The sequence below is a fragment of the Micromonospora sp. NPDC000089 genome, assembly GCF_042899365.1.
Lineage (GTDB): Bacteria > Actinomycetota > Actinomycetes > Mycobacteriales > Micromonosporaceae > Micromonospora.
In genome coordinates, this window is sequence record NZ_JBIAZT010000004.1 from 372,233 (window position 1) to 395,823 (window position 23,591).

19 protein-coding genes are annotated in these 23,591 nt (G+C 74.3%); 14 read left to right on the forward strand and 5 right to left on the reverse strand.

The genetic code is table 11. From position 1 onward, the window contains the following. Positions 1–209: 209 nt before the first annotated feature. Positions 210–716: a DUF664 domain-containing protein gene (locus ACFY3U_RS11305; RefSeq protein ID WP_387198675.1), complete on the reverse strand. Its 507-nt coding sequence runs from the start codon at positions 714–716 to the stop codon at positions 210–212. 81 nt (positions 717–797) lie between these two features. On the opposite strand from ACFY3U_RS11305, the gene ACFY3U_RS11310 reads away from it, so the two are divergent. Further along, a complete protein-coding gene (locus tag ACFY3U_RS11310; protein ID WP_387198678.1) occupies positions 798–1,313 on the forward strand; it encodes a 2'-5' RNA ligase family protein in 516 nt (171 codons plus the stop codon). Positions 1,314–1,337: 24 nt separating this feature from the next. On the opposite strand, the gene ACFY3U_RS11315 is transcribed toward ACFY3U_RS11310, so the two are convergent. Continuing rightward, entirely contained in the window at positions 1,338–2,819 is a 1,482-nt protein-coding gene (locus ACFY3U_RS11315) for a PP2C family protein-serine/threonine phosphatase (RefSeq protein ID WP_387198681.1), read from the reverse strand. A gap of 505 nt (positions 2,820–3,324) precedes the next feature. Here ACFY3U_RS11315 and ACFY3U_RS11320 point away from each other — a divergent pair. The 4 genes from ACFY3U_RS11320 to prfH all read left to right on the forward strand — a co-directional run bounded on the left by ACFY3U_RS11320 (position 3,325) and on the right by prfH (position 7,935). Further along, on the forward strand, positions 3,325–4,056 hold the full coding sequence (locus ACFY3U_RS11320) for an FkbM family methyltransferase (protein WP_387198872.1): 732 nt from the start codon (positions 3,325–3,327) through the stop codon (positions 4,054–4,056). Positions 4,057–4,459: 403 nt separating this feature from the next. Continuing rightward, positions 4,460–5,866 (forward strand): endo-1,4-beta-xylanase, encoded by a 1,407-nt coding sequence (locus ACFY3U_RS11325; RefSeq protein ID WP_387198684.1) that lies wholly within the window; start codon positions 4,460–4,462, stop codon positions 5,864–5,866. A gap of 321 nt (positions 5,867–6,187) precedes the next feature. Then, positions 6,188–7,330 (forward strand): RNA ligase RtcB family protein, encoded by a 1,143-nt coding sequence (locus ACFY3U_RS11330; RefSeq protein WP_387198686.1) that lies wholly within the window; start codon positions 6,188–6,190, stop codon positions 7,328–7,330. Further along, positions 7,327–7,935: a peptide chain release factor H gene (gene prfH / locus ACFY3U_RS11335; RefSeq protein ID WP_387198689.1), complete on the forward strand. Its 609-nt coding sequence runs from the start codon at positions 7,327–7,329 to the stop codon at positions 7,933–7,935. Before ACFY3U_RS11330 ends, prfH begins: the two co-directional genes overlap by 4 nt. 131 nt (positions 7,936–8,066) lie before the next feature. Here prfH and ACFY3U_RS11340 read toward each other — a convergent pair whose 3' ends face one another. Beyond that, positions 8,067–8,978, reverse strand: coding sequence for an NAD-dependent epimerase/dehydratase family protein (locus tag ACFY3U_RS11340; RefSeq protein ID WP_387198692.1), 912 nt, complete (start codon positions 8,976–8,978; stop codon positions 8,067–8,069). A 67-nt stretch (positions 8,979–9,045) separates the two neighbouring features. Further along, positions 9,046–9,693, reverse strand: coding sequence for an adenylate kinase (locus tag ACFY3U_RS11345; protein WP_387198695.1), 648 nt, complete (start codon positions 9,691–9,693; stop codon positions 9,046–9,048). Between the two features lie 109 nt (positions 9,694–9,802). Here ACFY3U_RS11345 and ACFY3U_RS11350 point away from each other — a divergent pair, with 109 nt between their 5' ends. The 9 genes from ACFY3U_RS11350 to ACFY3U_RS11390 all read left to right on the forward strand — a co-directional run bounded on the left by ACFY3U_RS11350 (position 9,803) and on the right by ACFY3U_RS11390 (position 21,700). After that, positions 9,803–10,876 (forward strand): LacI family DNA-binding transcriptional regulator, encoded by a 1,074-nt coding sequence (locus tag ACFY3U_RS11350; protein WP_387198698.1) that lies wholly within the window; start codon positions 9,803–9,805, stop codon positions 10,874–10,876. Beyond that, the gene (locus ACFY3U_RS11355; RefSeq protein WP_387198700.1) at positions 10,873–12,162 is read left to right on the forward strand and encodes an extracellular solute-binding protein; all 1,290 of its coding nucleotides are present in this window, start codon (positions 10,873–10,875) and stop codon (positions 12,160–12,162) included. The genes ACFY3U_RS11350 and ACFY3U_RS11355 overlap by 4 nt, the downstream gene beginning before the upstream one ends. Then, positions 12,162–13,142, forward strand: a complete 981-nt coding sequence (locus ACFY3U_RS11360; protein ID WP_387198703.1) for a carbohydrate ABC transporter permease — start codon at positions 12,162–12,164, stop codon at positions 13,140–13,142. Before ACFY3U_RS11355 ends, ACFY3U_RS11360 begins: the two co-directional genes overlap by 1 nt. Before the next feature lies 1 nt (position 13,143). After that, positions 13,144–13,989: a carbohydrate ABC transporter permease gene (locus ACFY3U_RS11365; RefSeq protein WP_387198705.1), complete on the forward strand. Its 846-nt coding sequence runs from the start codon at positions 13,144–13,146 to the stop codon at positions 13,987–13,989. 2 nt (positions 13,990–13,991) lie between these two features. Next, positions 13,992–15,065, forward strand: a complete 1,074-nt coding sequence (locus ACFY3U_RS11370) for a hypothetical protein (protein WP_387198708.1) — start codon at positions 13,992–13,994, stop codon at positions 15,063–15,065. A 71-nt stretch (positions 15,066–15,136) separates the two neighbouring features. Further along, complete coding sequence (locus ACFY3U_RS11375; RefSeq protein ID WP_387198713.1) at positions 15,137–17,176, forward strand: hypothetical protein; 2,040 nt, start codon at positions 15,137–15,139, stop codon at positions 17,174–17,176. Positions 17,177–17,627: 451 nt separating this feature from the next. Further along, positions 17,628–19,760, forward strand: coding sequence for a PQQ-dependent sugar dehydrogenase (locus tag ACFY3U_RS11380; protein WP_387198715.1), 2,133 nt, complete (start codon positions 17,628–17,630; stop codon positions 19,758–19,760). Between the two features lie 19 nt (positions 19,761–19,779). After that, positions 19,780–20,742 (forward strand): sugar phosphate isomerase/epimerase family protein, encoded by a 963-nt coding sequence (locus tag ACFY3U_RS11385; RefSeq protein WP_387198718.1) that lies wholly within the window; start codon positions 19,780–19,782, stop codon positions 20,740–20,742. A 136-nt stretch (positions 20,743–20,878) separates the two neighbouring features. Continuing rightward, complete coding sequence (locus tag ACFY3U_RS11390; protein WP_387198721.1) at positions 20,879–21,700, forward strand: PIG-L family deacetylase; 822 nt, start codon at positions 20,879–20,881, stop codon at positions 21,698–21,700. A 58-nt stretch (positions 21,701–21,758) separates the two neighbouring features. On the opposite strand, the gene ggt is transcribed toward ACFY3U_RS11390, so the two are convergent. Continuing rightward, positions 21,759–23,561 carry a gamma-glutamyltransferase gene (ggt, locus tag ACFY3U_RS11395; RefSeq protein ID WP_387198724.1) on the reverse strand — a complete coding sequence of 601 codons (1,803 nt, stop codon included), beginning with the start codon at positions 23,559–23,561 and terminating at the stop codon, positions 21,759–21,761. Between the last annotated feature and the right edge of the window lie 30 nt (positions 23,562–23,591).

A 23,591-nucleotide genomic window follows, 5' to 3' on the forward strand; every position in this document is an offset into this window, starting at 1 on the left:
GTCCGGTAACCGTGACAACCACAAGGGTGAAGCCGGCTCACCCGATCCGGGTGAGCCGTCCCCTCGGCCGGGTACCCCGGGCCTCGCCGGGTACCCCGGGGTCGACGCCCGGTGGGACGAGGACAGCGGGCGGCTGGTCCGCCCCGACCACGGGGGCACCGGGACCGGCTGGGTGGTCGCCGGGATCGCTCGCGCGCTGCGCCTGCGGGTCAGCCGGTGATCAACCCCCGGACGTACCCGGCCTGGCCGGCGTGCTGGAGGTCGTCGTCGACCACGCTGACCAGGCGGACGCCGAGCGTCACCGGCGGGTCCCACGCCTCGTCGACCACCCGGTCGAGGTCCGCGGGGGTCAGCCCGGCCAGGTACCGGCGGGTGCGTTCGACCACCGCGTCGTGGTACGCGACCAGCGCCTCGGCGCTCTCCGGGCGTACCGCGGCGACCTGCTCGGGGGTGTGCGCGTAGCCGGTCTCGTCCGGGTCGGCGGGCAACCCGAACCGGGCGGCCCAGTCGCCCGAGGCGTACACCTGCTCCGCGCCGAGCAGGTCGGCGACGTGGTGGTCCTGCACCCGGGTCAGGTGCCAGACCAGCCACCCCACCGAGTTGGCGCCCGGCGCCGGCGACCGGCGCAGCTGTTCCGGGCCCAGCCCGTCCACCGCCGCCCGGACCAGGCCGGGCAGTCGGTCGTACGCCTCGGTCAGCAGGTCGTTCACGTCCACGGGTCACTCCTTCGTCGGTCGTCGGCGATGGTGGTACCGCCCACGGCGGCCGGCGAAACCCCCGGCCTCTAGGGTGGGGCCGTGGTCGCGGCGCTGGAGTTGTACCTGGACACCGACGCCACCCGCCGGATCCGCGCCCTGTGGGACGCGCTGGAGGACGAGGGCGTGCAGAGCCTGCGGTCGCTGCTGGACCGGCGCCACCGGCCGCACGTCTCGCTCGCGGTCGCGCCTCGCTTCGATCCGGACGCGGTGGCCGAGGCGCTCGCCGGCACGGTGGTCGCCGCGCCGCTGCGGCTGAGCTTCCAGTACGCCGGGCAGTTCGTCGGCCGGGTGCTGTGGTTGGGCGCCACGCCCACCGCCGAGCTGCTGGCCCACCACGCGCTGGTGCACGAGCGGCTGGCCCGGGCCGGCGTCGAGCTGACCGGGCACTACCGGCCGGGCCGCTGGGTGCCGCACTGCACGCTGTCCATGCGGGTGCCGAACGCGCTGCTGACCGCCGCCGTCCGGCGCTGCCTGGAGGTGCTGCCGGTGGAGGCGACCGTGGTGGGGGCGGCGCTGGCCGACCACGCCCGCGGCATCTCCCGCCCGCTGCCTTAGCTGTACTGCCCTGACACCGCTGCCTCAGCCCTCGCCGTAGCGGAACACCAGCAGGGCGATGTCGTCCCCGTGGCCGGCCGGCGCCACCGTGAGCAGCAGGTCGGCGACCTCCTCCGGCGGCCGGTGGCCGACCCGCTCCAGGGTGCCCGCCAGCTCCGCGATGCCCTCGTCGAGCACGCCGTCCCGCCGCTCCACCAGGCCGTCGGTGTAGAGCACCAGGGTGGCGCCGGCGACCAGGTCCACCGCGCGCTCCACCCGGCGCGCCGCCGGGTTGACCCCGAGCAGCAGATCGTGACCGGCGAGCACCCGGACGGTGCCGTCGGGGGCGCGCAGCAGCGCCGGCGGGTGGCCCGCGTTGGCCCAGCGCAGCCGGCGGGAACCCGGCTCGTCACCGGCGGCGTCGCCGACCCGGGCGAGCACGGCGGTGACCAGGCCCTCCACCCCCAGCCCGCGTAGCGCCCGGTCCAGCCGGCGCAGCAGCACGGCCGGGCCGTCGGCGCTGTCGTACGCCAGGCCGCGCAGCAGGTTGCGGACCTGCCCCATGGCCGCGACCGCCACCCGGTCGTGGCCGGCCACGTCGCCGACGACCAGCACGGTGTCGCCGGCGGTGGTCGGGAACGCGTCGTACCAGTCGCCGCCGACGTGCGCGCCGTGGCCGGCCGGTTGGTAGCGCACGGCCACCTCCAGCCGGCCGTTGATCGGCGGCTGGGTGAGCAGGCTGCGCTGCAGGGACTCGGACAGCCGCTGGGCGGCCAGCGCGTTGCGCCGTCGGGCGTCGAGATCCTGGATCCGGTCCAGCGCCTGGGCGCACTGGGCGGCGAACGCCTCCAGCATGGTGAGCTCGTCGGGCCGGAACTGCCGCTCGTGCCGCCAGGAGACGGCCAGCGAGCCGAGCAGCCGGCCGTCGACCCGCAGCGGCAGGATCGCCCAGGCGTCGCGCCGGGTGTCCGCGTACACCTGGCCCATGGCGGGGGTGAAGGCGAGGCCGGCGGCCCGGTCGGGCAGCAGCACCGGCTCCCCGGTGCGGGCCGTGAAGCAGGCCGGCAACGGGCTGTCGTACGGCAGGTCGGCGTAGGTGGCCTGGGCATGCGGGCCGAGCCGGTCGCTCAGCGCCAGCCGGAGCCGGTCGACGCCCTCGCGGACCACCACGGCGCCGCCGTCGGCGCCGAGGACCGGGCCGGCGCGGTCGACCACGATGGCGGTCAGGTCGGCCAGCGTCTCGGCGCCGAGCAGGTCGAGCGCCACGGCCACCAGACGGTCGAGCCGTTCATCGGCGCGGCGCTCGGCGCGCCGCGCCACCCCGAACTCGCGATGCCGGGCCCCGGCGACCCGGCGCAGCGCCGCCGCCCCGACGGTGGCCCACCCCCGCCGCGCGGCCCGCGCCGCGCCGTCCGTGCGACCCGCGCCGTCCGCGCGACCCGCGCCGTCCGCGCGACCCGCGCCTCCCGGGCCATCCGTCGGGAGGCGCTCGCCGGCGCCGGGGCGCGTCGTGTCGTGCCCGCGCACCCGCCACCTCCGCTCGCCGCCACCGTGGGCCCGGTCGGGCCGGTCGCCAGCAGAACACATCGGTACGACAGCCCGACAACCGCGTCCGTTCGGCGGCTCCTCGGACGGCGGCCGGGTGCCGAGAGCGGCCCGCTGCCCACGCCGCTCGATGGGCGGCCGGGTCGCAGCCCGTGGCCACCCTGCCGGTGTGTCCGACGACACCGCGCGGGTCACCGCCGAAGTATCCGGGCCGGAGCCGCCCGGCCCCGGGCCACGCCCGCGTCCGGCTGAGCGGCGGGCCGACGCCGGCCTCCGGGACGCCGGCCGCCCCGCGTCGGGGGGCGGCTCCCGGCCGGAACCGGCTCCGTCGGCGCACCCGATATGCGAGCGTTGTTCTGGTGGGCGCGGGCCCGCCAGACGATCAGGAGAGCGCGCTGACGTGGCAGATCACCTCGAGGCCTCCGCCGCTCGGGCCACGACCGCCGGCCCGGCCGAGCGACTGGCGGCGTTGCGGGCCGACCCGACGATGGCGGCGCTGCGCCGCTCGCTGGCGGTCTACCACGGCGACCCGACCCGCGAGGCCGCCCTGGACGCGCACTACACGCCGTTCGTCCGGCCGGGCGACCTGGTGTTCGACGTCGGGTCGCACGTCGGGGACCGGATCGGCTGCTTCCGCCGGCTGGGCGCCCGGGTGGTCGCGGTGGAGCCGCAGCCACTCTGCCTCCGCGCGCTGGACGCGCTGTACGGGGACGACGGCGGCGTGACCCTGGTGGCGGCGGCCTGCGGGGCGGTCGACGGGCACCTGCGGCTGCACGTCAACTCCCGCAACCCGACCGTGTCGACCGCGTCCGGCCACTTCCTGCGGGCCGCCCACGGCGCCCCGGGCTGGGCGGACGAGGTGTGGGACGCGGCGGTCGAGGTGGCGGCCACCCGGCTCGACGCGCTGATCGACCGGTACGGCACGCCCCGCTTCATCAAGATCGATGTGGAGGGCTACGAGGAGGCGGTGCTGACCGGGCTGAGCCGGCCGCCCGCCGCGCTCTCCTTCGAGTTCACCACGATCGAGCGCGGCGCCGCCCTGCGCTGCCTGGACCGGGCCCGGGCGCTCGGGCTGACCGAGTTCAACATCGGGTACGGCGACGACCTGGTGCTGGCGCTGCCGCGCTGGACCTCGGCGCCCGAGCTGGCCCGACTGCTGCGGACGCTGCCCGACGAGGCCAACGCCGGCGACGTCTACTGCCGGGTGCCCCGACCCTGACCCGCCCCCCTGTTAGCGATAACCGGTGCCCACCGGGCCGGTGCGGTCCACGTTCGCCCAGCTCCGCCGCGTGAACCTTGAGCATCTTATCGATAACCTGCTATCTTCGCCGGCAGGAGTCGAGGGCCACGCCCTCCCGTTCGGAGTCACCCGCCACTCGAAGGGCGCCGGATCCGCGATCCGGTTCGAGGCGGTGACCGGTCCGAGCCACCCGTCAGACCCCCCGATCCCCGCGCGTGTGCGCGGGCGGCCGGCGTGCGCGACCGGCGTGCCCACCACCGTCCGGCATTCCGCGGGACCCACCCGGGCGGGCACCGGCATCCCCCGGCACCGCCCGCGCCACCACACAGCGAGCCGGCGGGCGCCCGCGCCCGCCGAACCCCACCACACCGAGAGGCACACGATGGAACACATCCCCCAGCCGCAGGCGCCGGGAAGACGGATCGGACGCCGACACGTCCTGGTCCCGGTCGCGGCGACCGCCGCGGTGTTCGCGGCCACCCTGGCGATGACCTCCACCGCCAGCGCCGGCACCACCCTGGGCGCCTCGGCCGCCGAGACGGGCCGCTACTACGGCGCCGCGGTGCCCGCCTTCAAACTCAGCGACAGCGGGCTGACCAGCATCCTCGACCGGGAATTCACCGCGATCACCCCGGAGAACGAGATGAAGTGGGACGCCACCGAGCCGTCCCAGGGTCGGTTCACCTACACCGGCGGCGACCAGATCGTCGCGCACGCCCAGGCGCACGGCATGAAGGTCCGTGGCCACACGCTGCTGTGGCACGCGCAGCAGCCCGGCTGGGCGCAGAGCCTGTCCGGCAGCGCGCTGCGAACCGCCGCGATGAACCACGTCACCCAGGTGGCCACCCACTACCGGGGCAAGATCTACGCCTGGGACGTGGTGAACGAGGCCTTCGCCGACGGCGGCAGCGGGGGTCGCCGCGACTCCAACCTGCAGCGCACCGGCAACGACTGGATCGAGGTGGCGTTCCGCACCGCGCGGGCCGCCGACCCGGGCGCCAAGCTCTGCTACAACGACTACAACACCGACGGGATCAACGCGAAGTCCACCGGCGTCTACACCATGGTGCGGGACTTCAAGGCCCGCGGCGTGCCGATCGACTGCGTCGGCTTCCAGTCCCACCTGGGCACCTCGCTGCCCGGCGACTACCAGGCCAACCTGCAGCGCTTCGCCGACCTGGGCGTGGACGTGCAGATCACCGAGCTGGACATCACCCAGGGCGGCAACCAGGCGAACATGTACGGCGCGGTCACCCGGGCCTGCCTGGCGGTCTCCCGCTGCACCGGCATCACGGTGTGGGGGGTCCGGGACAGCGACTCCTGGCGCAACGGCGACAACCCGCTGCTGTTCGACGGGGGCGGCAACAGGAAGCCGGCGTACACCGCCGTGCTGAACGCGCTGAACGCCGGCGGCCCCAGCACCCCGCCGACCACCACGCCCCCGCCCACCACGCCGCCGCCGACCACGCCCCCGCCCAGCACGCCGCCGCCCTCGGGTGCCGGCTGCACCGCCAGCGTGTCGCTGAACTCCTGGACCGGCGGCTTCGTCGCAACCGTCCGGGTGACCGCCGGCGCGGCGCCGGTGAACGGCTGGACGGTACGGATCGCGCTGCCCGCCGGCGCGACCATCACCAACACCTGGTCCGCCCAGCCCAGCGGCAGCACCGGGACGGTGGACCTGCGCAACGTCGACTACAACCGCCAGCTCGGCGCGGGCGCCAGCACCGAGTTCGGCTTCCAGGGCAACGGTGTCGGCCCGGCCGGCACGCCCACCTGCACGGCCGGTTGAGCCACGGTGGCCCGGTCCCGTCCCGGGGCCGGGCCACCGTCGCCGCAACCGGTTCCGTCCGGAGGCCGGGTGCCGCCGACACACCCGGCACCGACGACGGTGTGGCCGGACGGCGGTCCGGACGGCGGTCCGGACGGCGGTCCGGACGGCGGAAAACCGGTTGTCCGCCGCAGCGCGACACGCCACCGTGGACCGCATGACGTTCTGACGGAGTCTCCCGGAGTAGAGCCTCAGCCCCCGGTCGCGCCGAGCCGCGCCCGTGCGGGGCTGTCGCGCTGTCCGTCCCCGCCGTTCGCAGTCCCGTCGCGGAAGAGAGCGTCCTTGTCTCCCCAGCACTCCCCGTCCCCGTCCGTCCCCGCCACCGTCACCGTCTTCGCCTCGCCCGGCAGCTGGATCGAGTCCGACGCCGTCGACCAGTGCCACCAGGTGGCCGCCCTCGACGGCATGGTCCACGTCGCCGGCATGCCCGACCTGCACCCCGGCAAGGGCGCCCCGATCGGGGCGGCCATGTCGTCCACCGTGCTCTACCCGCACCTGGTCGGGTCCGATATCGGCTGCGGCATCGCGGTCTTCCCGGTCGACCTGAAACGGGCCGTACCGGAGCGGCTCGCCGGCCGGTTCCCCGACCTGGACCGCACCCCAGAGCCCGACGACCCGGCCTGGGCGGTGGTCGACACCGGCGCCCTGGGCGACGACCTCGACGGCCTCGGCACGGTGGGCCGGGGCAACCACTTCGTCGAGCTGGCCCGGATCGACGACGTCCTGGACCCTGCGCACGCGGTCCGGCTCGACCTGACCGCCGGCGACCTCGTGCTCATCGTGCACAGTGGCTCCCGCGGCCTGGGCGAGCGGATCCTGCGCACGCACACCGAGCGGCACGGCGCCGGCCCGGCCGTCGACCCCGCCGACTACCTGGCCCGGCACGACCTCGCGCTGGGCTGGGCGGCGGCGAACCGCCGGTTGCTGGCCGCCCGGGTGGCGTACGCCATCGGCGCCCGCCCCACCGAGCCGGTGGTCGACCTGAGCCACAACCTGGTGGAGCGCCGAGACGGGGCGTACCTGCACCGCAAGGGCGCGGCGCCGGGCGACGGCCGGGACGTCCTGGTCGCCGGCACCCGCGGCACGCGCTCGTACCTGGTGGCCGGGCACGCCGGGCCGGCGGCCAACCACTCGGTGGCGCACGGCGCCGGCCGCAAGATGTCCCGCGCCGACGCGCTGCGCCGGGGTCGGGCCAAGCACACCGTCGAACAGCTGCGGCGCACCCCGCTCGGATCGGTGGTGGTGTGCGGCGACCGGCAGCTGCTGTTCGAAGAGGCGCCGACGGCGTACAAGCGGATCGACCAGGTGATCGCCGATCTGGTCACGCACGGCCTGGCCACCGCGGTCGCCAGCACCGTCCCGCTGGTCACCTACAAGACCGCGGACCGGGCGCCGGGTGGCCGCCGGCCCGGAGGCCGGTCGTGACGCTCCACCTGCTGCTGTCGGCCGGGCGGGGCCCGCAGGAGTGCTGCTGGGCGGTGGCCCGACTGGTCCAGCGGCTGGAGCGCGACGCCACCACGCGGAACGTGACCGTCCGACGGGTCGAGGCGGTTCCCGGCGACCGCCCGGGCACCCACCGGTCGGTGCTGCTAGCCGTGGCCGGCGTCGGCGCCGAGGCGTTCGCCGACTCGTGGACGGGCACGCTGTGCTGGCAGGCGCCCAGCCCCTACCGCGCCGACGCCGGCCGGAAGAACTGGTACGTCGTCGCGCGGCGGTGCGCGGTCGACACCCCGCGTACGTCCTTCGCGGAGGCGGACGTCGAAATGGTCGGCTGCCGTACCGGCGGCCCCGGCGGCCAGCACCGGAACAAGGCCAGCACGGCGGTGCGGGCCACCCATCGGCCGAGCGGGACGGTCGTGGTGGTCGACACCGAGCGGCAGTTCAGCCAGAACCGGCGGATCGCGCTGGAGCTGATCCGACGACGGCTGGCCGACGGGGACCGGGCGGCGGATCGGGCGGTGCGCGGCAACCGCCGGCGGATCCACGACGAGCTGGTCCGCGGCGACCCCGTCCGGGTGGAACGCCCCTAGCGGCGCCGGATCGTCGCCGGCCAGGCCGAGCCGCCCCGCGGTCGCGCGGGGCGGCTCGTCGGGAGGTCAGTCTCCGCCGCTCGGTAGCGCGGCATTCGTCGGCCGGCAGCCGATTTACCCGTCCCCGCTGGTCAGCGGCCGGTGGGGTCGACGTGGTCCCGCCACGAGTGCCGGGGCTGGTAGCCCAGCAGCCGCCGCGCCTTGTCGATGCCGAGCAGGGTCTCGTGCTCGCCGAGCTCGCGCCGCACCGGCACGTCCGGGAAGACCTCGGCCATCAGGTCGGCGCTGGAGCGGCTCATCACCGTGTCGGCGTTGGCGATGATGAAGACCTCGGCGCCGGGCCGGTCGTACCCGAGCGCCCGCTCGACCGCCTGCGCCCCGTCACGGGCGTCGATGTAGCCCCACAGGTTCCAGTGCCGCGAGCGCGGGTCGGCGTCGAAGGACGGGAAGTCCGCGTAGTCCTCGACCGCCATCACGTTGGAGAACCGCAGGCCCACCATCACCAGCTCCGGGTCCCACCGGCAGAAGTGCCGCGCCATCTCCTCCTCCAGCGCCTTGTTCAGCGAGTACGTCGACTCGGGAAGCGGCGGGTACTCCTCGTCGACCGGCACGTACGGCGGCGGGGTGTCGAACGGCAGCCCGAGCACGGTCTCGCTGGACGCCCACACCACCCGCCTGGTCCCGGTCGCCCGGGCCGCGGCGAAGACGTTGTAGGTGGCCGCCGAGTTGTTGGCGAAGGTGACCGCGTTCGGCATCAGCCCGGGCGCCGGCACCGCGGCCAGGTGCACCACGGCGTCCACCCCGCCGGCGTGCTCGTCGGCGCCGCCGCCGAACGCCTCCACCACCTGCCCGTAGTCGGTCAGGTCGACCTGCAGGAACTCGCCGGCGACGTCGCGCGGGTCACCGCCGGCGGCCCGGTCCACCGCGAGCACGTCGAGGCCGACGCCGCGCAGGTGCGCCACCACGGCCCGGCCGAGTTTGCCGGTGGCCCCGGTGACGACGACGCGGCGGACGGCGGTGGGGGTGACAGCGGGATCGGTCATGGCCCCATCCTGTCCCGGGCCGCACCGACCCGCACCCGGACGCGGCCCGACGGACCTCGGGCGGCGCTCAGGCCGGGGGCAGCGTGGCGAGCCAGCGCTCCAGCTCGGCCGGGGTGCGGAACAGCAGCACCGGCGGCCCGGCCGGGTCCGCCTGCCAGGCCCGCATCCGCCGGCGGGCCCGGCCGAACGCGGTCACGTGCCAGAGCAGGATCGAGTCGCGGGACAGTACGCTGCCCAGCGTCTCCCGGTTGCCGTTGCAGATCTCCTCCCCGGTCACCAGCCGGCGCAGGGTACGACGCCACAGCCGGCCGTACGACCGCCAGCGCGGGTAGTCCAGGCCGAGCACCAGGTCGGCGCGGGCCAGCGGCACGTCCCGCCACCCGTGGTACGCCCCGTCGAGGATCCACCGGTCGCGGCGGCAGATCTCCTCGATCCGGCCGCGCTGCAGGGCCACCGGCACCTCGACCCAGCCCCGCTCCCAGAGCAGCTCGTCGACCGGGTGCCAGGGCAGCCGCAGCCGGCGCGCCAGCTCGGCGGCGAGGGTGGACTTGCCGGCGCCGTACACGCCGTACACCAGGATCCGGGCGGGGCCGCTCATCGCGGGCAGCGTACGCGGCCGGCACAACCCGGGGTCGTCGGCCGGACGGCCCGGCGGCGCGAGCGTCCGGCGGTACCCGGCCGGCGGGGCGGTGACCTGGCCGGGGAGCGCCGACATCGATCGTCGTCCTCAAGTTGTGGGCCTCCGGGAACGGGTCTAGCCTCCTGACTTAAACCGGTTTAGCGACCATGTCGCTCGATGGATCGACCTTGCCGAGGAGGTGCCGATGAGCCGTCCGGCCCGACCGACGATCCGCGACGTCGCCCGCGCGGCCGGCGTCTCGAAGGGTCTGGTGTCGTTCGCGCTCAACGGCCGGCCCGGGGTGGCCGACGAGACCCGGGAGCGCATCCTCACCGCCGCCCGCGCGCTGGGCTGGGAGCCGAGCCACCGGGCCCGCGCCCTGTCCGCCTCCCGCGCCTTCGCCGTCGGTCTGGTCATCGCCCGCCCGCCGGAGCTGCTCGGCGCGGACCCGTTCTATCCCGCCTTCATCGCCGGGGTGGAGCGGACGCTGACCGACCGGGGGCTGGCCCTCGTCCTGCAGGTGGTGCCGGAGTCGGCGGAGGAGACCAGCTACCGGCGGCTGGCCGCCGACGGGCGGGTCGACGGGGTGTTCCTGCTCGACCTGCGGGTGGCCGATCCGCGGCTGGCCCTGCTGGAAGGGCTCGGGCTGCCGGCGGTGACGATCGCCCGGCCGGATACGCCCACCCGGTGGCCGGCCCTGCTGATCGACGACCGGCCGGGCATCGCCGCGGCGGTCGCCCACCTGGCCGCGCTCGGCCACCGCCGGATCGCCCACGTGGCCGGGCCCGACCACTACCTGCACGGCCGGTCCCGGCGGCAGGCCTGGGAGCGGGCGCTGACGGACGCCGGCCTGCCCGCCGACCGGTGCGTGGAGTCGGACTTCTCGGCGGCCGGTGGCGCGCAGGCCACCCGCGCGCTGCTCGAGGCGGCCGAACGGCCGACCGCGATCGTGTACGCCAACGACCTGATGGCCATCGCCGGGCTGGCCGTCGCCCGCGAGCGCGGCCTCGACGTGCCCGCACAGCTCTCGGTCACCGGCTTCGACGACGCCGAGCTGGCCGGCTACGTCAGCCCGCCGCTGACCACCGTGCGCACCGATCCCTTCGAGTGGGGTCGGGCGGCCGCGCTCGCCCTGCTGCGGCTCATCGACGGCGAGCCGGTGGCCGACGTTCCCACGCCACCCGCGCCGCTCGTCGTCCGCGCCTCCACCGCACCACCACCCGCACCACCCGCCCGGCGGCGCCGCCCGCCACCACCGTCCCGATCGGAGCGACCATGAAACGCACCCTCCCGGCCCTGCTGCTGGCCACCACCCTCGTCCTCGCCGCCGGCTGTGACGGCAGCGGAGGCGGCGGTGACGCGGAGGCGGCCAACGCCGCCCGCGGCCCGATCGACATCTGGCTGTCCAACAACAAGGAGGAGCTGGCCTGGGGCACGGCGATGGTCGAGGCGTGGAACGCGCAGCACGCCGACCAGAAGGTCACCGCCCAGGAGATCCCGGCGGGCACCAGCTCGGAGGAGGTGATCGGGGCCGCCATCACCGCCGGCAACGCGCCCTGCCTGATCTTCAACACCGCGCCGGCGGCCGTGCCGCAGTTCCAGAAGCAGGGCGGCCTGGTCGCCCTGGACTCCTTCGACGGCGGCGCCGGCTACGTCACCGAGCGCACCGGCGCGACAGCCGAGCAGTACAAGTCGCCGGACGGCAAGTTCTACCAGCTGCCCTGGAAGTCCAACCCGGTGATGATCTTCTACAACAAGGCGATCTTCGCCAAGGCGGGCCTGGATCCGGAGCGGCCCGCGCTGGCCACCTACGACGAGTTCCTCACCGCGGCCCGGAAGATCAAGTCCTCGGGCGCCGCCCAGGCCGCCATCTACCCGGCGCCGACCAGCGAGTTCTTCCAGTCCTGGTTCGACTTCTATCCGCTGTTCGCGGCCGAGACCGACGGCAAGCAGCTGGTCGACAAGAACAAGGCCACGTTCAACTCGCCGGAGGGCCAGCGGGTCGCCGAGTTCTGGAAGACCCTGTACGCCGAGGGCCTCGCCCCGAAGGAGAAGTACAACGGCGACTCGTTCGGCGACGGCAAGGCGGCGATGGCCATCGTCGGCCCGTGGGCGATCTCGGTCTACGGCAGCAAGGTGAAGTGGGGCGCGGTGCCAGTGCCGACCTCCACCGGCAAGCCGGCCGAGCAGATCCGCACCTTCAGCGACGCCAAGAACGTCGCCATGTACTCCGCCTGCAAGAACCGCGGCACCGCCTGGGACGTCATGAAGTTCGCCACCAGCAAGGAGCAGGACGGCCAGCTGCTGGCCAAGACCGGCCAGATGCCGCTGCGCGCCGACCTGGCCGCCGCCTACCCCGACTACTTCACCAAGAACCCGGCCTACCAGGCCTTCGCCGGGCAGGCCGCGCGCACCGTCGAGGTGCCCAACGTGCCCAACTCGGTGGCCGTCTGGCAGGCGTTCCGCGACGCGTACACCGAGTCGGTGATCTTCGGTAAGAAGCCGGTGCCGGACGCCTTCTCCGCCGCGGCGCAGAAGGTCGACCAGCTCGCCGCCGGGTCCTGATGTCCACCGCCCGCACCGGGGCCGGGCCGGCCACCGGGCCCGCGGCCCGTACCCCCGGAGCGACCCGGACGGCCGGCGGGCCGCGGCCGGCGAACCGTGGCCGGCTGGCGGCGGTGCTCGGCCGCCAGCCGGTGGGCATGGTGCTGGCCGCGCCGTACGCCGTGTTCATCGCGGTGGTGTTCGCCTACCCGCTCGGCTTCGCGGTCTGGATGAGCTTCCACGACTACTTCTTCGCCGCGCCCGGCGCGGTGGTGGACCGGCCGTTCGTCGGGCTGGCCAACTACCGGGCGGTGCTGGCCGACCCGGCGGTCCGCCAGTCGTTCGGCAACATCGGCGTCTTCCTGGTCATCAACGTGCCGCTGACCACCGTGCTGGCGCTGCTGCTCGCGGTCGCGCTGAACCGGGTGGCGCACGCCCGGACGTTCCTGCGGGTCGCGTTCTACGTGCCGTACGTGACCGCCAGCGTCGCGGTGGTCGGGGTGTGGCTGTTCCTGTTCAACTCCGGCGGCCTGGTCAACTCGGTGCTCGGCCCGCTCGCACCGGACCCGTCCTGGCTGGTGAACGAGCGCCTGGCGATGCCGGTCATCGCGATCTTCGTGGTCTGGAAGCAGCTCGGCTTCTTCATCCTGCTCTACCTGGCCGCGCTGCAGAACGTGCCGAAGGAGCTCTACGAGTCGGCGTCGGTGGACGGCGCGGGGTGGTGGCGCCGGTTCCGGTCGGTGACCGTGCCGGCGGTACGCCCGGCGACCGCCCTGGTGGTCATCCTGGCCACCATCACCGGAGCCAACCTGTTCACCGAGCCGTACCTGCTCACCGGCGGCGGCGGGCCGAACGGCGCGTCCGCCTCGCCGGTGCTGGTGATGTACCAGCGCGGCATCCAGCAGGGCCAGCCGGACGTGGCCGCCGCCATCGGCGTGCTGCTGGTGATCGGGGTCCTGATCATCTCGTTCGTCAACCGCCGGCTGATCGAGAGGGACTGACGTGACACCGACCTCCACCGCCCGGTGGCCGGGGCTGCTGCGCTACGCGGCGCTGTTCGCCGGGGCCCTGCTGTTCCTCTTTCCCTTCTACTACATGCTGATCGGCAGCCTGCAGGCCGAGCCGGACACCTCGGTGGCCGGGGCGTTCCCCACCTCCGGGCTGACCCTGGGCAACTACCGGGACATCAACTCCCGGGTCGACCTGGTCGGCTCGCTGATCAACTCGGGGGTCTTCACCGGCGGGGTCATCCTCGGCACGGTGGTGTTCGGGGTGCTCGCCGGCTACGCGCTGGCCCGGCTGCGGTTCCGCGGCCGGGGCACGCTGTTCGCCCTGGTGCTGCTGGTCCAGGTGATCCCCTTCCAGCTGCTGCTGATCCCGCTGTACGTGCTGATCGTGCGCGGGTACGGGCTGGCCGACTCGTACCTCGGAATGATCCTGCCGTTCGCGATCAACACCACCGCGGTCTTCGTCTTCCGGCAGTTCTTCCTGCAGCTGCCGGACGAGCTGTTCGCCGCCGCCCGGATCGACGGCGCCGGGGAGCTGCGGCTGCTCTGGTCGGTCGCCCTGCCGCTGGTCCGTCCGGCGCTGCTGACCGCGGTGCTGCTCACCTTCATCGGGCCGTGGAACGAGTTCCTCTGGCCGTTCCTGATCACCAAGCAGGCGGACATGCAGCCGCTGGCGGTCTCCCTGGCCAACTACATCAGCAACGTGGCGGCCCGGGCCGCCAACCCGTACGGCGCCGTGCTGGCCGGGGCCTGCGTGCTGGCCGCACCGGCCGTGGGCCTGTTCGTGGCCTTCCAACGACACTTCGTCTCCACCGACCTCGGTTCCGGGGTGAAGGGCTGACCATGCGATCCGATCCGACCACCGTCCCCTACACGCTGACCCGGCTGGGCGTGCTGATGAAGCCCGACCCGGGCGAGCCGTTCGAGGCCGGCGGGGTGCTCAACCCGGCGAGCGGGCACACCCCGGACGGCCGGCTGCACCTGCTGCCCCGGCTGGTCGCCGATGGCAACGTCTCCCGCGTCGGGCTCGCCGAGGTGGAGCTGCGCGACGGGGTGCCGGTCGGGGTGCGCCGGCGCGGCGTGGTGCTCGCCCCGGACGAGGGCTGGGAACGCGGCCTGCACAACGCCGGGGTGGAGGACCCGCGGACCACCTGGCTGCCCGACCTGGGCCGGCACCTGATGACCTACGTCGCGTACGGGCCGCTCGGCCCGCGGCTGGCCCTGGCCACCTCCACCGACCTGGTGGCCTGGCGGCGGCTCGGGCCGGTGCAGTTCGGCTACCAACCCGACCTGGACACCGACCTCAACCTGTTCCCCAACAAGGACGCGGTGTTCTTCCCCGAGCCGGTGCCCGGCCCGGACGGCCGCCCCTGCTACGCCATGCTGCACCGGCCGATGTGGGACCTGGGCTGGTTCCGGCCGGGTGAGGGGGTGCACCTGCCGGCCGGCACCACCGACCCGCGGCCGGGCATCTGGATCTCGTACGTGCCGGTGGACGAGGCGCGCGCGGACGTCGGCGCGCTCGCTCGCCCCCGGCACCACCGCCGCGTGGCGCTCTCCGCGTTCCCGTTCGAGGAGTTGAAGATCGGGGCCGGGCCGCCGCCGCTACGGGTGCCGGAGGGCTGGCTGCTCATCCACCACGGGGTGACCGGTTACGCCCCGCCCGGCTGGGACCCGGCCGCCCAGCGGGTGGAGTACGCCGCCGGGGCGATGCTGCTGGACCCGGCCGACCCGGCCCGGGTGCTGGCCCGCACCGCCGAGCCGATCCTCGCCCCGGCCACCGACGACGAGCGGGCCGGCGTGGTGCCCAACGTCGTCTTCCCCACCGCCGTCGAGCAGGTCGACGGCGTGCGCTTCGTCTTCTACGGGATGGCGGACAGCAGGATCGGCGTCGCCCGGCTCGACCGCGTCCCCTGACCCGTCCACCGTCCCGCCCCGCGCCACCGGCCCGCGCACTCCCGTCACCCGTCCCGACCGAGGAGACCGCCATGCAACGCCGAACGCTCCTGCTGGGCAGCAGCCTCGCCCTGACCACTCCCCTGCTCGCGCCGGCCGCGGCCGGCGCCGCGCCCGCCACCACCACCCCCACCGGCCCGCTGACCAACCTGTCCCACCTGGACTTCCTGCGCGACCGGGTCACCCCGCCGGCGCAGGCCGGGCACACCACCTACCGGCTCGCCGCCGAGCCGACGATCGGGGTGCTGTGGACGTACGCCGAGCCGAACCCGGACGGCACCTTCCGCCGGGTGGGCGGCGGGACGTACCACCCGGAGACCGACACCTGGGGGCAGGGCGCCTACAACGCCGACGACATCGCCCGGGCCGCCGTGGTCTACCTGCGGCACTGGCGGCAGACCGGCGCCACCACCAGCCGGGACGCCTCGTACGCCCTGCTGCGCGGGCTGACCTGGCTGCAGACCGCCACCGGGCCGAACGCGGGCAACGTGGTGCTCTGGATGCAGCCGGACGGCACCCTGAACCCGAGCGCCGAGCCGAAGGAGCTGCCCGACCCGTCCGACAGCGGCCCGTCGTACTGGCTGGCCCGCACGGTGTGGGCGCTGGGCGAGGGGTACGCGGCCTGGCGCACCGCCGACCCGGGGTTCGCGGCGTTCCTGCGCGACCGGCTCGACCTCGCGGTCGGTGCGCTGGAGCGCCAGGTGCTCGTCCGGTACGGCGACCGGCTGGTCGTCGACGGTGAGCGGGCGCCCGCGTGGCTGATCGCGGACGGCGCGGACGCCACCGCGGAGGCGGTGCTGGGGCTGGCCGCATACCTGCGGGCCGGCGGCGGCGACCGGGCGCGGCGGGCGCTGCGCCGGTTCGCCGAGGGCATCGCCGCGCTGGCCGACGGCGACGCCCGCGAGTGGCCGTTCGGGGCGGTGCGCCCCTGGGCGCTGTCCCGGTCGGTCTGGCACGCCTGGGGCTCGCAGATGCCCGCCGCGCTGGCCCGCGCCGGGCAGGTGCTCGGCGAGCGGCGGCTGCTGCGGCCGGCGGTGACCGACTCGGCGGTCTTCACGCCGTGGCTGCTCACCTCCGGCGGCCCGGACAACGGCCGGCTGCCGACCCGGGTGGACCGCTCGCAGATCGCCTACGGGGTGGACTCGCGGCTGCAGTCGCTGCTCGCGGTGGCCGACGCCACCGGGCGCACCGGTTTCCGGCAGCTCGCCGGGCTGGTGGCCGCCTGGTACTTCGGCGCCAACGCGGCCGGGGTGCCGGGGTACGACCCGGCGACCGGGCGCACCGTGGACGGCATCGCCGGTGACGGCACGGTCAACCGCAACGCCGGCGCGGAGTCCACCATCCACGGCCTGCTCAGCATGCTGGCGCTGGACGCCCGGCCGGACGTGGCCGCGCTGGCCCACCAGGGCCGGATCACCGAGCGGGTCGGCACCAGCACGGTGGAGGCCGAGCAGGCGACGCTGACCGGCGGCGCGAGCGTGGTCACCCCCGACTCGGCGTGGACCGGCGAATCGCAGTTCAGCGGCGGCGGGTACGCGCTGCTGCCGGCGGGCGCGGCGGCCCGGTGGCGGCTGCCGGCGGCGGACCAGCCCCGGCTGGTGCTCCCGGTGGTCGAGCTGCGGCCGGGCAGCCCGGCGGTCACCCGGTGGTCCACCGTGGCCGGCGGGCGCGACCACCCGCTGGGCACGGTCCGGCACGGGCGGGTCGGCGCCCAGGGCGCCTCTCCGGCGCCCGGCGCGCTGCTTCCGGTGACCCCGAGCGGCCCGGCGGAGCTGCCGGCCGGCGGCACCGTCCTGACGGCCGTCGCGACCGGCGGCCCCGCCGTGGTGGACGCGGTCATGGTGGAGCCGCTGGTCTCCCGGTACGTCATCGCCGGCGCCGGGATGACCACGGCGCTGCTGCGCAGCGCCGCCCGCACGCCCAGAACGGCCACGGTCACCCTGCCCGGCCCCGGCCCCGCGCTGGTCGAGACCTACGACGCCGACGGCGTGCGGCGGGCCGGCACGCGGGTACCCGGCGCGGCCGTGACCGCGGTGGTGCTGCCGGGTGGCTTCACCGTCGTCCGCCGGTGACGGGCGGCCGGGTCCCGGGCGCGCGGCGCGTCCGGGACCCGGCGTCCCGGAGTTACGCCAATCCAGACCCAACTTTCGTTCACCCAGCGAAAAGTCGAGCTTAGTTCGGCAAAAGCTATGGACACATCCTTATCTATTTTGTTAGCGTCGGCCGCGTGACAAGGCGTTACGACGAGGTGAACTGCCAGGTAGCCGCCCGGCCCGCCAGGCCCGGCTTCCAGATCTGGCCAGCATCCGCGCAGCGCCCCACCAGATCGGCCTGAGGCTGCCGGTCGCGCCCGGCCCACCGTCCACCCCCAACACCCGTTCCGACCCATCGCCCGCCGCCCGGCGCGTACGCGACGTCGACGCCGCGCACCCCGACGACGGGCGTTACGACCCTGCCCGGGTACGACCACTGTCCACAAAGGACATATGGCAGCTCCGATCAGCCCCAGCGAAGGAGAGCCAGTTGAGACAACGTTCCGCGCTCGCCGTGGCGGTCCTGACGACCGCCGCACTCGTCGCCACGCCCACCGTCGCGACGGCCGCGCCCGGCGCCACCGGCGCCCCGGCGGCCGCAGCCGCTGCCCCGGCGGACACGAACTTCCAGAAGGTGACCCTCAACGACAACCCGGGCGAGCCGATGGACCTCGCCGTGCTCCCCGACAACCGGGTGCTGCACGTGACCCGGGCGGGTGAGGTCTGGCTGCACAACCCGAAGACCGGTCGCAACACCGTGGCCGCCACCCTCGACGTCTACCGGCACGACGAGGAGGGCCTGCAGAACGTCGCGATCGACCCGAACTTCGGCAAGCGCGGCAACAACTGGGTCTACCTGTACTACTCGCCGCCCGGAAACACCCCGGTCGACGACCCGACCACCCCCGGCGTCAACGAGGGCGACGCGCCGGAGACCGGCACCGCGACCGACTTCGCCAAGTTCAAGGGCGCGCTGCAGCTGTCCCGGTTCCGGCTGGTCAAGGACAAGCTCGACCTGACCACCGAGCAGAAGATCCTCCAGGTGCCGGTCGACCGGGGCATCTGCTGCCACGTCGGCGGCGACATCGTCTTCGACTCCAAGGGCAACCTGTACCTGTCCACCGGCGACGACACCAACCCGTTCTCCTCCGACGGGTACACCCCGATCGACGAGCGGCCCGACCGCAACCCCGCGTTCGACGCCCAGCGCAGCGCCGCCAACACCAACGACCTGCGCGGCAAGATCCTGCGAATCAAGCCGGGTGACAACGGCGGGTACAGCATCCCGAAGGGCAACCTGTTCCGGCAGGGCACGCCGAACACCCGTCCCGAGATCTACGTGATGGGCGTGCGCAACCCGTTCCGGATCGAGCTGAACCGGGCGACCGACGAGCTGTACTTCGCCGACTACTCGCCGGACGCGCGGACCGCAGACCCGAAGCGCGGGCCGGCCGGGCACGGCAAGTGGGCCGCCGTCCGCAAGCCGGGCAACTACGGCTGGCCGTACTGCTCCACCGCGGCTCTGCCGTACGTCGACTACGACTTCGCCACCAAGACCTCGGGCGCGCCGTTCAACTGCGCCAAGCCGCGCAACGACTCGCCGCACAACACGGGCAGGCGTGAGCTGCCCCCGGTGCAGCAGCCGGAGGTCTGGTACACGTACGGCGAGTCGGCGCAGTTCCCCGAGCTGGGCACCGGCGGCATCGGCCCGATGGCCGGCCCCGCCTACCAGTACGACAAGCGGGACACCCGTGGCGCCACCGCCGTCGGCTGGCCGGCGTACTACAACGGCAAGCCGCTGTTCTACGAGTGGACCCGCGACTACATCAAGGCGTTCAAGGAGGACCGCCGCGGCCGGGTCACCGGCATCGAGCCGGTGCTGCCGTCGATCACCACCGACAACCCGATGGACATGGAGTTCGGCCCGGACGGCGCCCTCTACATGCTTGAGTACGGCGACGGCTACTTCAGCGAGAACCCCGAGGCGCAGCTGTCCCGGATCGACTACATCGGCTGGACCGGCAACCACAGCCCCACCCCGAAGGTCGCGGCCACCCCGACCAACGGCACCGCGCCGCTGACCGTCACGTTCTCCAGCGCCGGCACCACCGACCCGGACGGTGACAAGCTGAAGTACGAGTGGTACCTCGACGACGACGACAAGGTCGACTCGCGGGCGGTGAACCCGACGTTCACCTACCGGGAGAACGGCTCGTACGACGCCACCCTGAAGGTCACTGACCGCAAGGGCCGCTCCGCCTCCGCCTCGGTGCGGATCGTGGTCGGCAACGTGGCGCCGGTGGTCGAGCTGATCAAGCCGGTCGACGGCCAGACCTTCCACTTCGGCGACACCGTGCAGTTCGAGGTCAAGGTCACCGACGACCAGCCGGTGGACTGCTCGAAGGTCACCGTGACCTACATCCTGGGCCACGACACCCACGGGCACCCGCAGACCACGGCCAGCGGTTGCAGCGGCACCATCCAGACCACCGTGCCGGGCGGCCACGACCCGGGCACCGACAACCTCAGCGGCGTGTTCGTCGCCTCCTACACCGACCCGGGCGGCGATGGCCTGCCCGCGCTCAGCGGCAGCGACCAGGTCGTCCTGGTCCCCACCGCGTGACGTCCGACAGGGAGTAAGCATGTGTTACGGATTTGACGGAGAGGCAGCGCTGCGCCGGTCCCTGGTGGATCGCCGGAGCCTGCTGCGCGGCTCGGCCGCGGCGGTCGCCGGCGTCGGGCTCGCCGCGGGCCTCGGCAGCACCGGTGCGGCCGCCCACGACAAGCAGGACACGCACGACCGGCACCCCGGCCACCGGCACGTTCCCCCGGGCCTGATCAGCATGCAGCTGTGGACCATGCGGGACGCGCTGTCCGGCCAGCCGGGCTACGACGAGACGCTGCGGCAGCTCGCCCGGATCGGCTACCCGCGGGTTGAGCTGGCGCTCGGCTACTTCGGGCGTACGGCCGAGCAGCTGCGCCGGTTCTTCGACGACATCGGCATCAAGGCCACCTCCAGCCACGACGGGATCAGCGAGACCCCCGCCGCGCTGGCGGAGAAGATCCGCAACGCCCGGATCCTGGGCCAGTCGTTCATGGTGGTGCCGTACCTGTACTCCGAGAAGACCGACGACTGGAAGCGCTGGGCGGAGCAGATGAACACGGAGGCCGCCGCGGCCCGCCGGGCGGGTCTGCGGTACGGCTACCACAACCACGCCCACGAGTTCACCATCGATCTGGGTGGCGGCAAGCGGCCGTGGGACGTGCTCACCGCGGAGCTCGACCCGAAGCTGGTGCACCTGGAGGTCGACCTCTACTGGGTGGTCACCGGCGGCATCAACTCCGGCGACGGGGTGGCCGACCCGGAAGGCTTCGCGATCGACGTCATCCGCCGCGCGCGGCAGCGGGTGCTGCAGTACCACGTCAAGGACCGGCACGCCGCCGACGGCGACATGGCCGACCTGGGCACCGGCATGATCGACTTCCGGCGGATCTTCCGGGCCCACCGGGTGCTGGAGTACATCGTCGAGAACGACACCCCCGACGTCACGCCGCGCCGCACCGCCGAAATCGGCTACCGCTACCTCCGCACCCTGCGCTACTGACCCCTGATCCTTCCACGCGGTTTCACGGAAAGAGTGGCCATTCCCCGGGGAATGGCCACTCTTTCCGTGAATGAGGGGCGTCAGGGCAGGACCAGACCGGGACGCGCGGCGACCGACGCCCTCGTAGGGTGAGGGCATGGCTGAGCGATCTCTCACCTTGATGGCGGTACACGCCCACCCCGACGACGAGGCCACCAGCACCGGTGGCGTGCTCGCCCGGTACGCCGCCGAGGGCGTCACGACGGTGCTGGTGACCTGCACGGACGGGCGGTGCGGCGACGGCCCCGGCGGGGTCAAGCCGGGCGACCCCGGGCACGACCCGGCCGCCGTGGTGGCGATGCGCGAGCGGGAGCTGGAGGCGAGCTGCGCGGTGCTGAAGGTGAGCCACCTGGAGACGCTCGGCTACGCCGACTCCGGGATGATGGGCTGGGCGACCAACGACCAGCCCGGCGCGTTCTGGACCACCCCGGTGGCGGAGGCCGCGGAGCGGCTGGCGGAGCTGATCCGGCGGTACCGGCCGGACGTGGTGGTCACCTACGACGAGAACGGCTTCTACGGCCACCCGGACCACATCCAGGCGCACCGGATCACCATGGCCGCCGTCGCGTCGACCGACGTCCCGGCCAAGGTCTACTGGACGACCGTGCCGCGCACCGCGTTCGAGCGGTTCGGCGAGGTGCTGCGGGAGGCCGGCGTGGACTGGACCGAGCCGGACGAGGCCGGCCCGCCGCTCGGCCTCCCGGACGACGAGATCACCACCTGGGTGGACACCACCGGCTACGGCGAGCAGAAGTTCGACGCGCTGGCCACCCACGCCAGCCAGACCGAGAACATCTTCTTCCTGCAGCTGGGCCGGGAGCGGTTCACCGAGCTGATGGGCATGGAGACCTTCGTCCGGGTGCGCGACACCACCGGTGCCCCGGTGCCCGAGGACGACCTCTTCGCCGGGCTGCGCTGAGGGCGGTGACGCGGCGTGGCGGCGCGGGACGAACCCGGGCCGCCACGTCCGCGTACCGTCAGTGGCGCCCCCGGTGGCCGACCACGGCCGCCGCGCCGCCGCCGCGGCGCACCGGCTCGGCCGCGGCCAGCAGCCGGCCGTCCGGGAGGAACTCGATCCCGGTCGCGGCGCCGATCTCCGCGGTGGCGGAGAAGGTGTGGCCCGGCGGGAGGCCGCCGGCGTACTCGGCGACGAACGCCGGCTCGGCCTGGGTGGTCGCGCCGTTGCGCTGCGACGCCCGCGGCGCCGCCAGCGCCTGCGGCAGGGACATGCCGAGGTCGATCCGGTTCACCAGCGTCTGCAGGACGGTGGTGATGATGGTCGCGCCGCCCGGTGAGCCGACGGCCAGCAACGGCCGGCCGCCGGCCAGCACGATGGTGGGCGCGATGGAACTGCGCGGGCGCTTGCCCGGCGCCGGCAGGTTCGGATCCGGCGCGGCGCCCTGGGTGGGCGCGAAGTTGAAGTCGGTCAGCTCGTTGTTGAGCAGGAAGCCGCGGCCGGGCACGACCATCCCGTTGCCGCCGGTCGCCTCGATGGTCAGCGTGTACTCGACGACGTTGCCCCACCGGTCGGCCACGGTCAGGTTGGTGGTGCCGGTCCGGTCGTCCCGGACGTCGGCGGCCGGCGCCACCGGGCAACCGCCGTACGCGCCGTCCGGGACGCCCGGCGCGACCGGCTTGGGCAGCGCCGCCGCCGGGTCGATCAGGCACGCCCGCTCCTTCGCGTACGCGTCACTGAGCAGCTCGCGGAGCACGCCGCGGGGGGTGCCGTCGCCGACGTACCGGTTGCGGTCGGCGAACGCCAACGCGCTGGCCTCCAGGTAGTGGTGCATCGCCTGGGCCGGGCTCATCCCGCGCAGGTCGAACCGTTCCAGGATGTCGAGCGCCTCACCGACCGCGGTGCCCCCGCTCGACGGGGTGGTCATGCCGTACACGTCGAGGCCGCGGTAGTCCGACCGGGTCGGGGCGGGGAAGCGGGTGCGGTACCCGGCGAGGTCGGCCGCGGTCATCCCGGCCGGCCTGATCGGGTACGGCCACGAGCCGGCCGGTGGCGTCGCGACCGGTGGGCGCCGCACGGTGTCGACCACGTCCCGGCCGACCTCGCCCCGGTAGAACACGTCGGTGCCGCGCCGGGCGATCAGCCGGTAGGTCTCGGCGAGGTCGGGGTTGCGGAAGGTGCTGCCCACCGCCGGCGGCCGGCCGCCGGGCAGGTACAGCGCGCCGGTGGAGCGGAACTGCCCGAACGCGGCCTGATTCGCGGTGACCTGGTCGGCGAAGGTGGCGTCCACCACGAAGCCGTCCTCGGCGATCCGCGCGGCCGGCCGCAGCAGCTGCCCCAGGGGCCGGCTGCCCCACCGGTCCAGCGCGTCCTGCCAGGTGCGTAGCGTGCCCGGGACGCCGACGGAGAGCCCGCTGATCCGGGCCGCGTCGAACGGGTAGGGCTGCCCGGTGGTCGGGTCGACGAAGCTGGTCGCGGTCATCGACGCCGGTGCCGCCTCGCGGCCGTCGACGGTGTGCACCCGCCCGGTGCGCGCGTCGTAGTAGACCAGGAACCCGCCACCGCCGATGCCGGCCGAGAAGGGTTCGGTGACGCCGAGTGTCGCCGCCGCGGCGACGGCCGCGTCGACCGCGTTGCCGCCGTGCCGCAGCACGTCCAGCCCCACCGCGGTGGCGGTGACGTCCACCGTGGACACGGCACCGCCGTACCCGGTGGCGGTGGGTTGTTTCGCCGGCTCGGCCGGCGCGGCGCGGGCCGGGACGGCGGGCGCGGACAGCAGGGTGGTCAGGGCGATGGTCGCGGTGGCGAGGACCCGTAGTCTCACGTCGTCTCCCTTGGATCGACGAAGGTGAAA

Bases quoted from the DNA above. Each gene is read 5' to 3' on its own strand.
- ACFY3U_RS11345 (WP_387198695.1), bottom strand. From the start codon at position 9,693: ATGTCGGCGCTCCCCGGCCAGGTCACCGCCCCGCCGGCCGGGTACCGC.
- ACFY3U_RS11340 (WP_387198692.1), bottom strand. From the start codon at position 8,978: ATGACCGATCCCGCTGTCACCCCCACCGCCGTCCGCCGCGTCGTCGTC.
- ACFY3U_RS11390 (WP_387198721.1), top strand. From the start codon at position 20,879: ATGGCTGAGCGATCTCTCACCTTGATGGCGGTACACGCCCACCCCGAC.
- ACFY3U_RS11360 (WP_387198703.1), top strand. From the start codon at position 12,162: ATGTCCACCGCCCGCACCGGGGCCGGGCCGGCCACCGGGCCCGCGGCC.
- ACFY3U_RS11350 (WP_387198698.1), top strand. From the start codon at position 9,803: ATGAGCCGTCCGGCCCGACCGACGATCCGCGACGTCGCCCGCGCGGCC.
- ACFY3U_RS11370 (WP_387198708.1), top strand. From the start codon at position 13,992: ATGCGATCCGATCCGACCACCGTCCCCTACACGCTGACCCGGCTGGGC.
- ACFY3U_RS11325 (WP_387198684.1), top strand. From the start codon at position 4,460: ATGGAACACATCCCCCAGCCGCAGGCGCCGGGAAGACGGATCGGACGC.
- ACFY3U_RS11385 (WP_387198718.1), top strand. From the start codon at position 19,780: ATGTGTTACGGATTTGACGGAGAGGCAGCGCTGCGCCGGTCCCTGGTG.
- ACFY3U_RS11320 (WP_387198872.1), top strand. From the start codon at position 3,325: ATGGCGGCGCTGCGCCGCTCGCTGGCGGTCTACCACGGCGACCCGACC.
- ACFY3U_RS11355 (WP_387198700.1), top strand. From the start codon at position 10,873: ATGAAACGCACCCTCCCGGCCCTGCTGCTGGCCACCACCCTCGTCCTC.
- ACFY3U_RS11375 (WP_387198713.1), top strand. From the start codon at position 15,137: ATGCAACGCCGAACGCTCCTGCTGGGCAGCAGCCTCGCCCTGACCACT.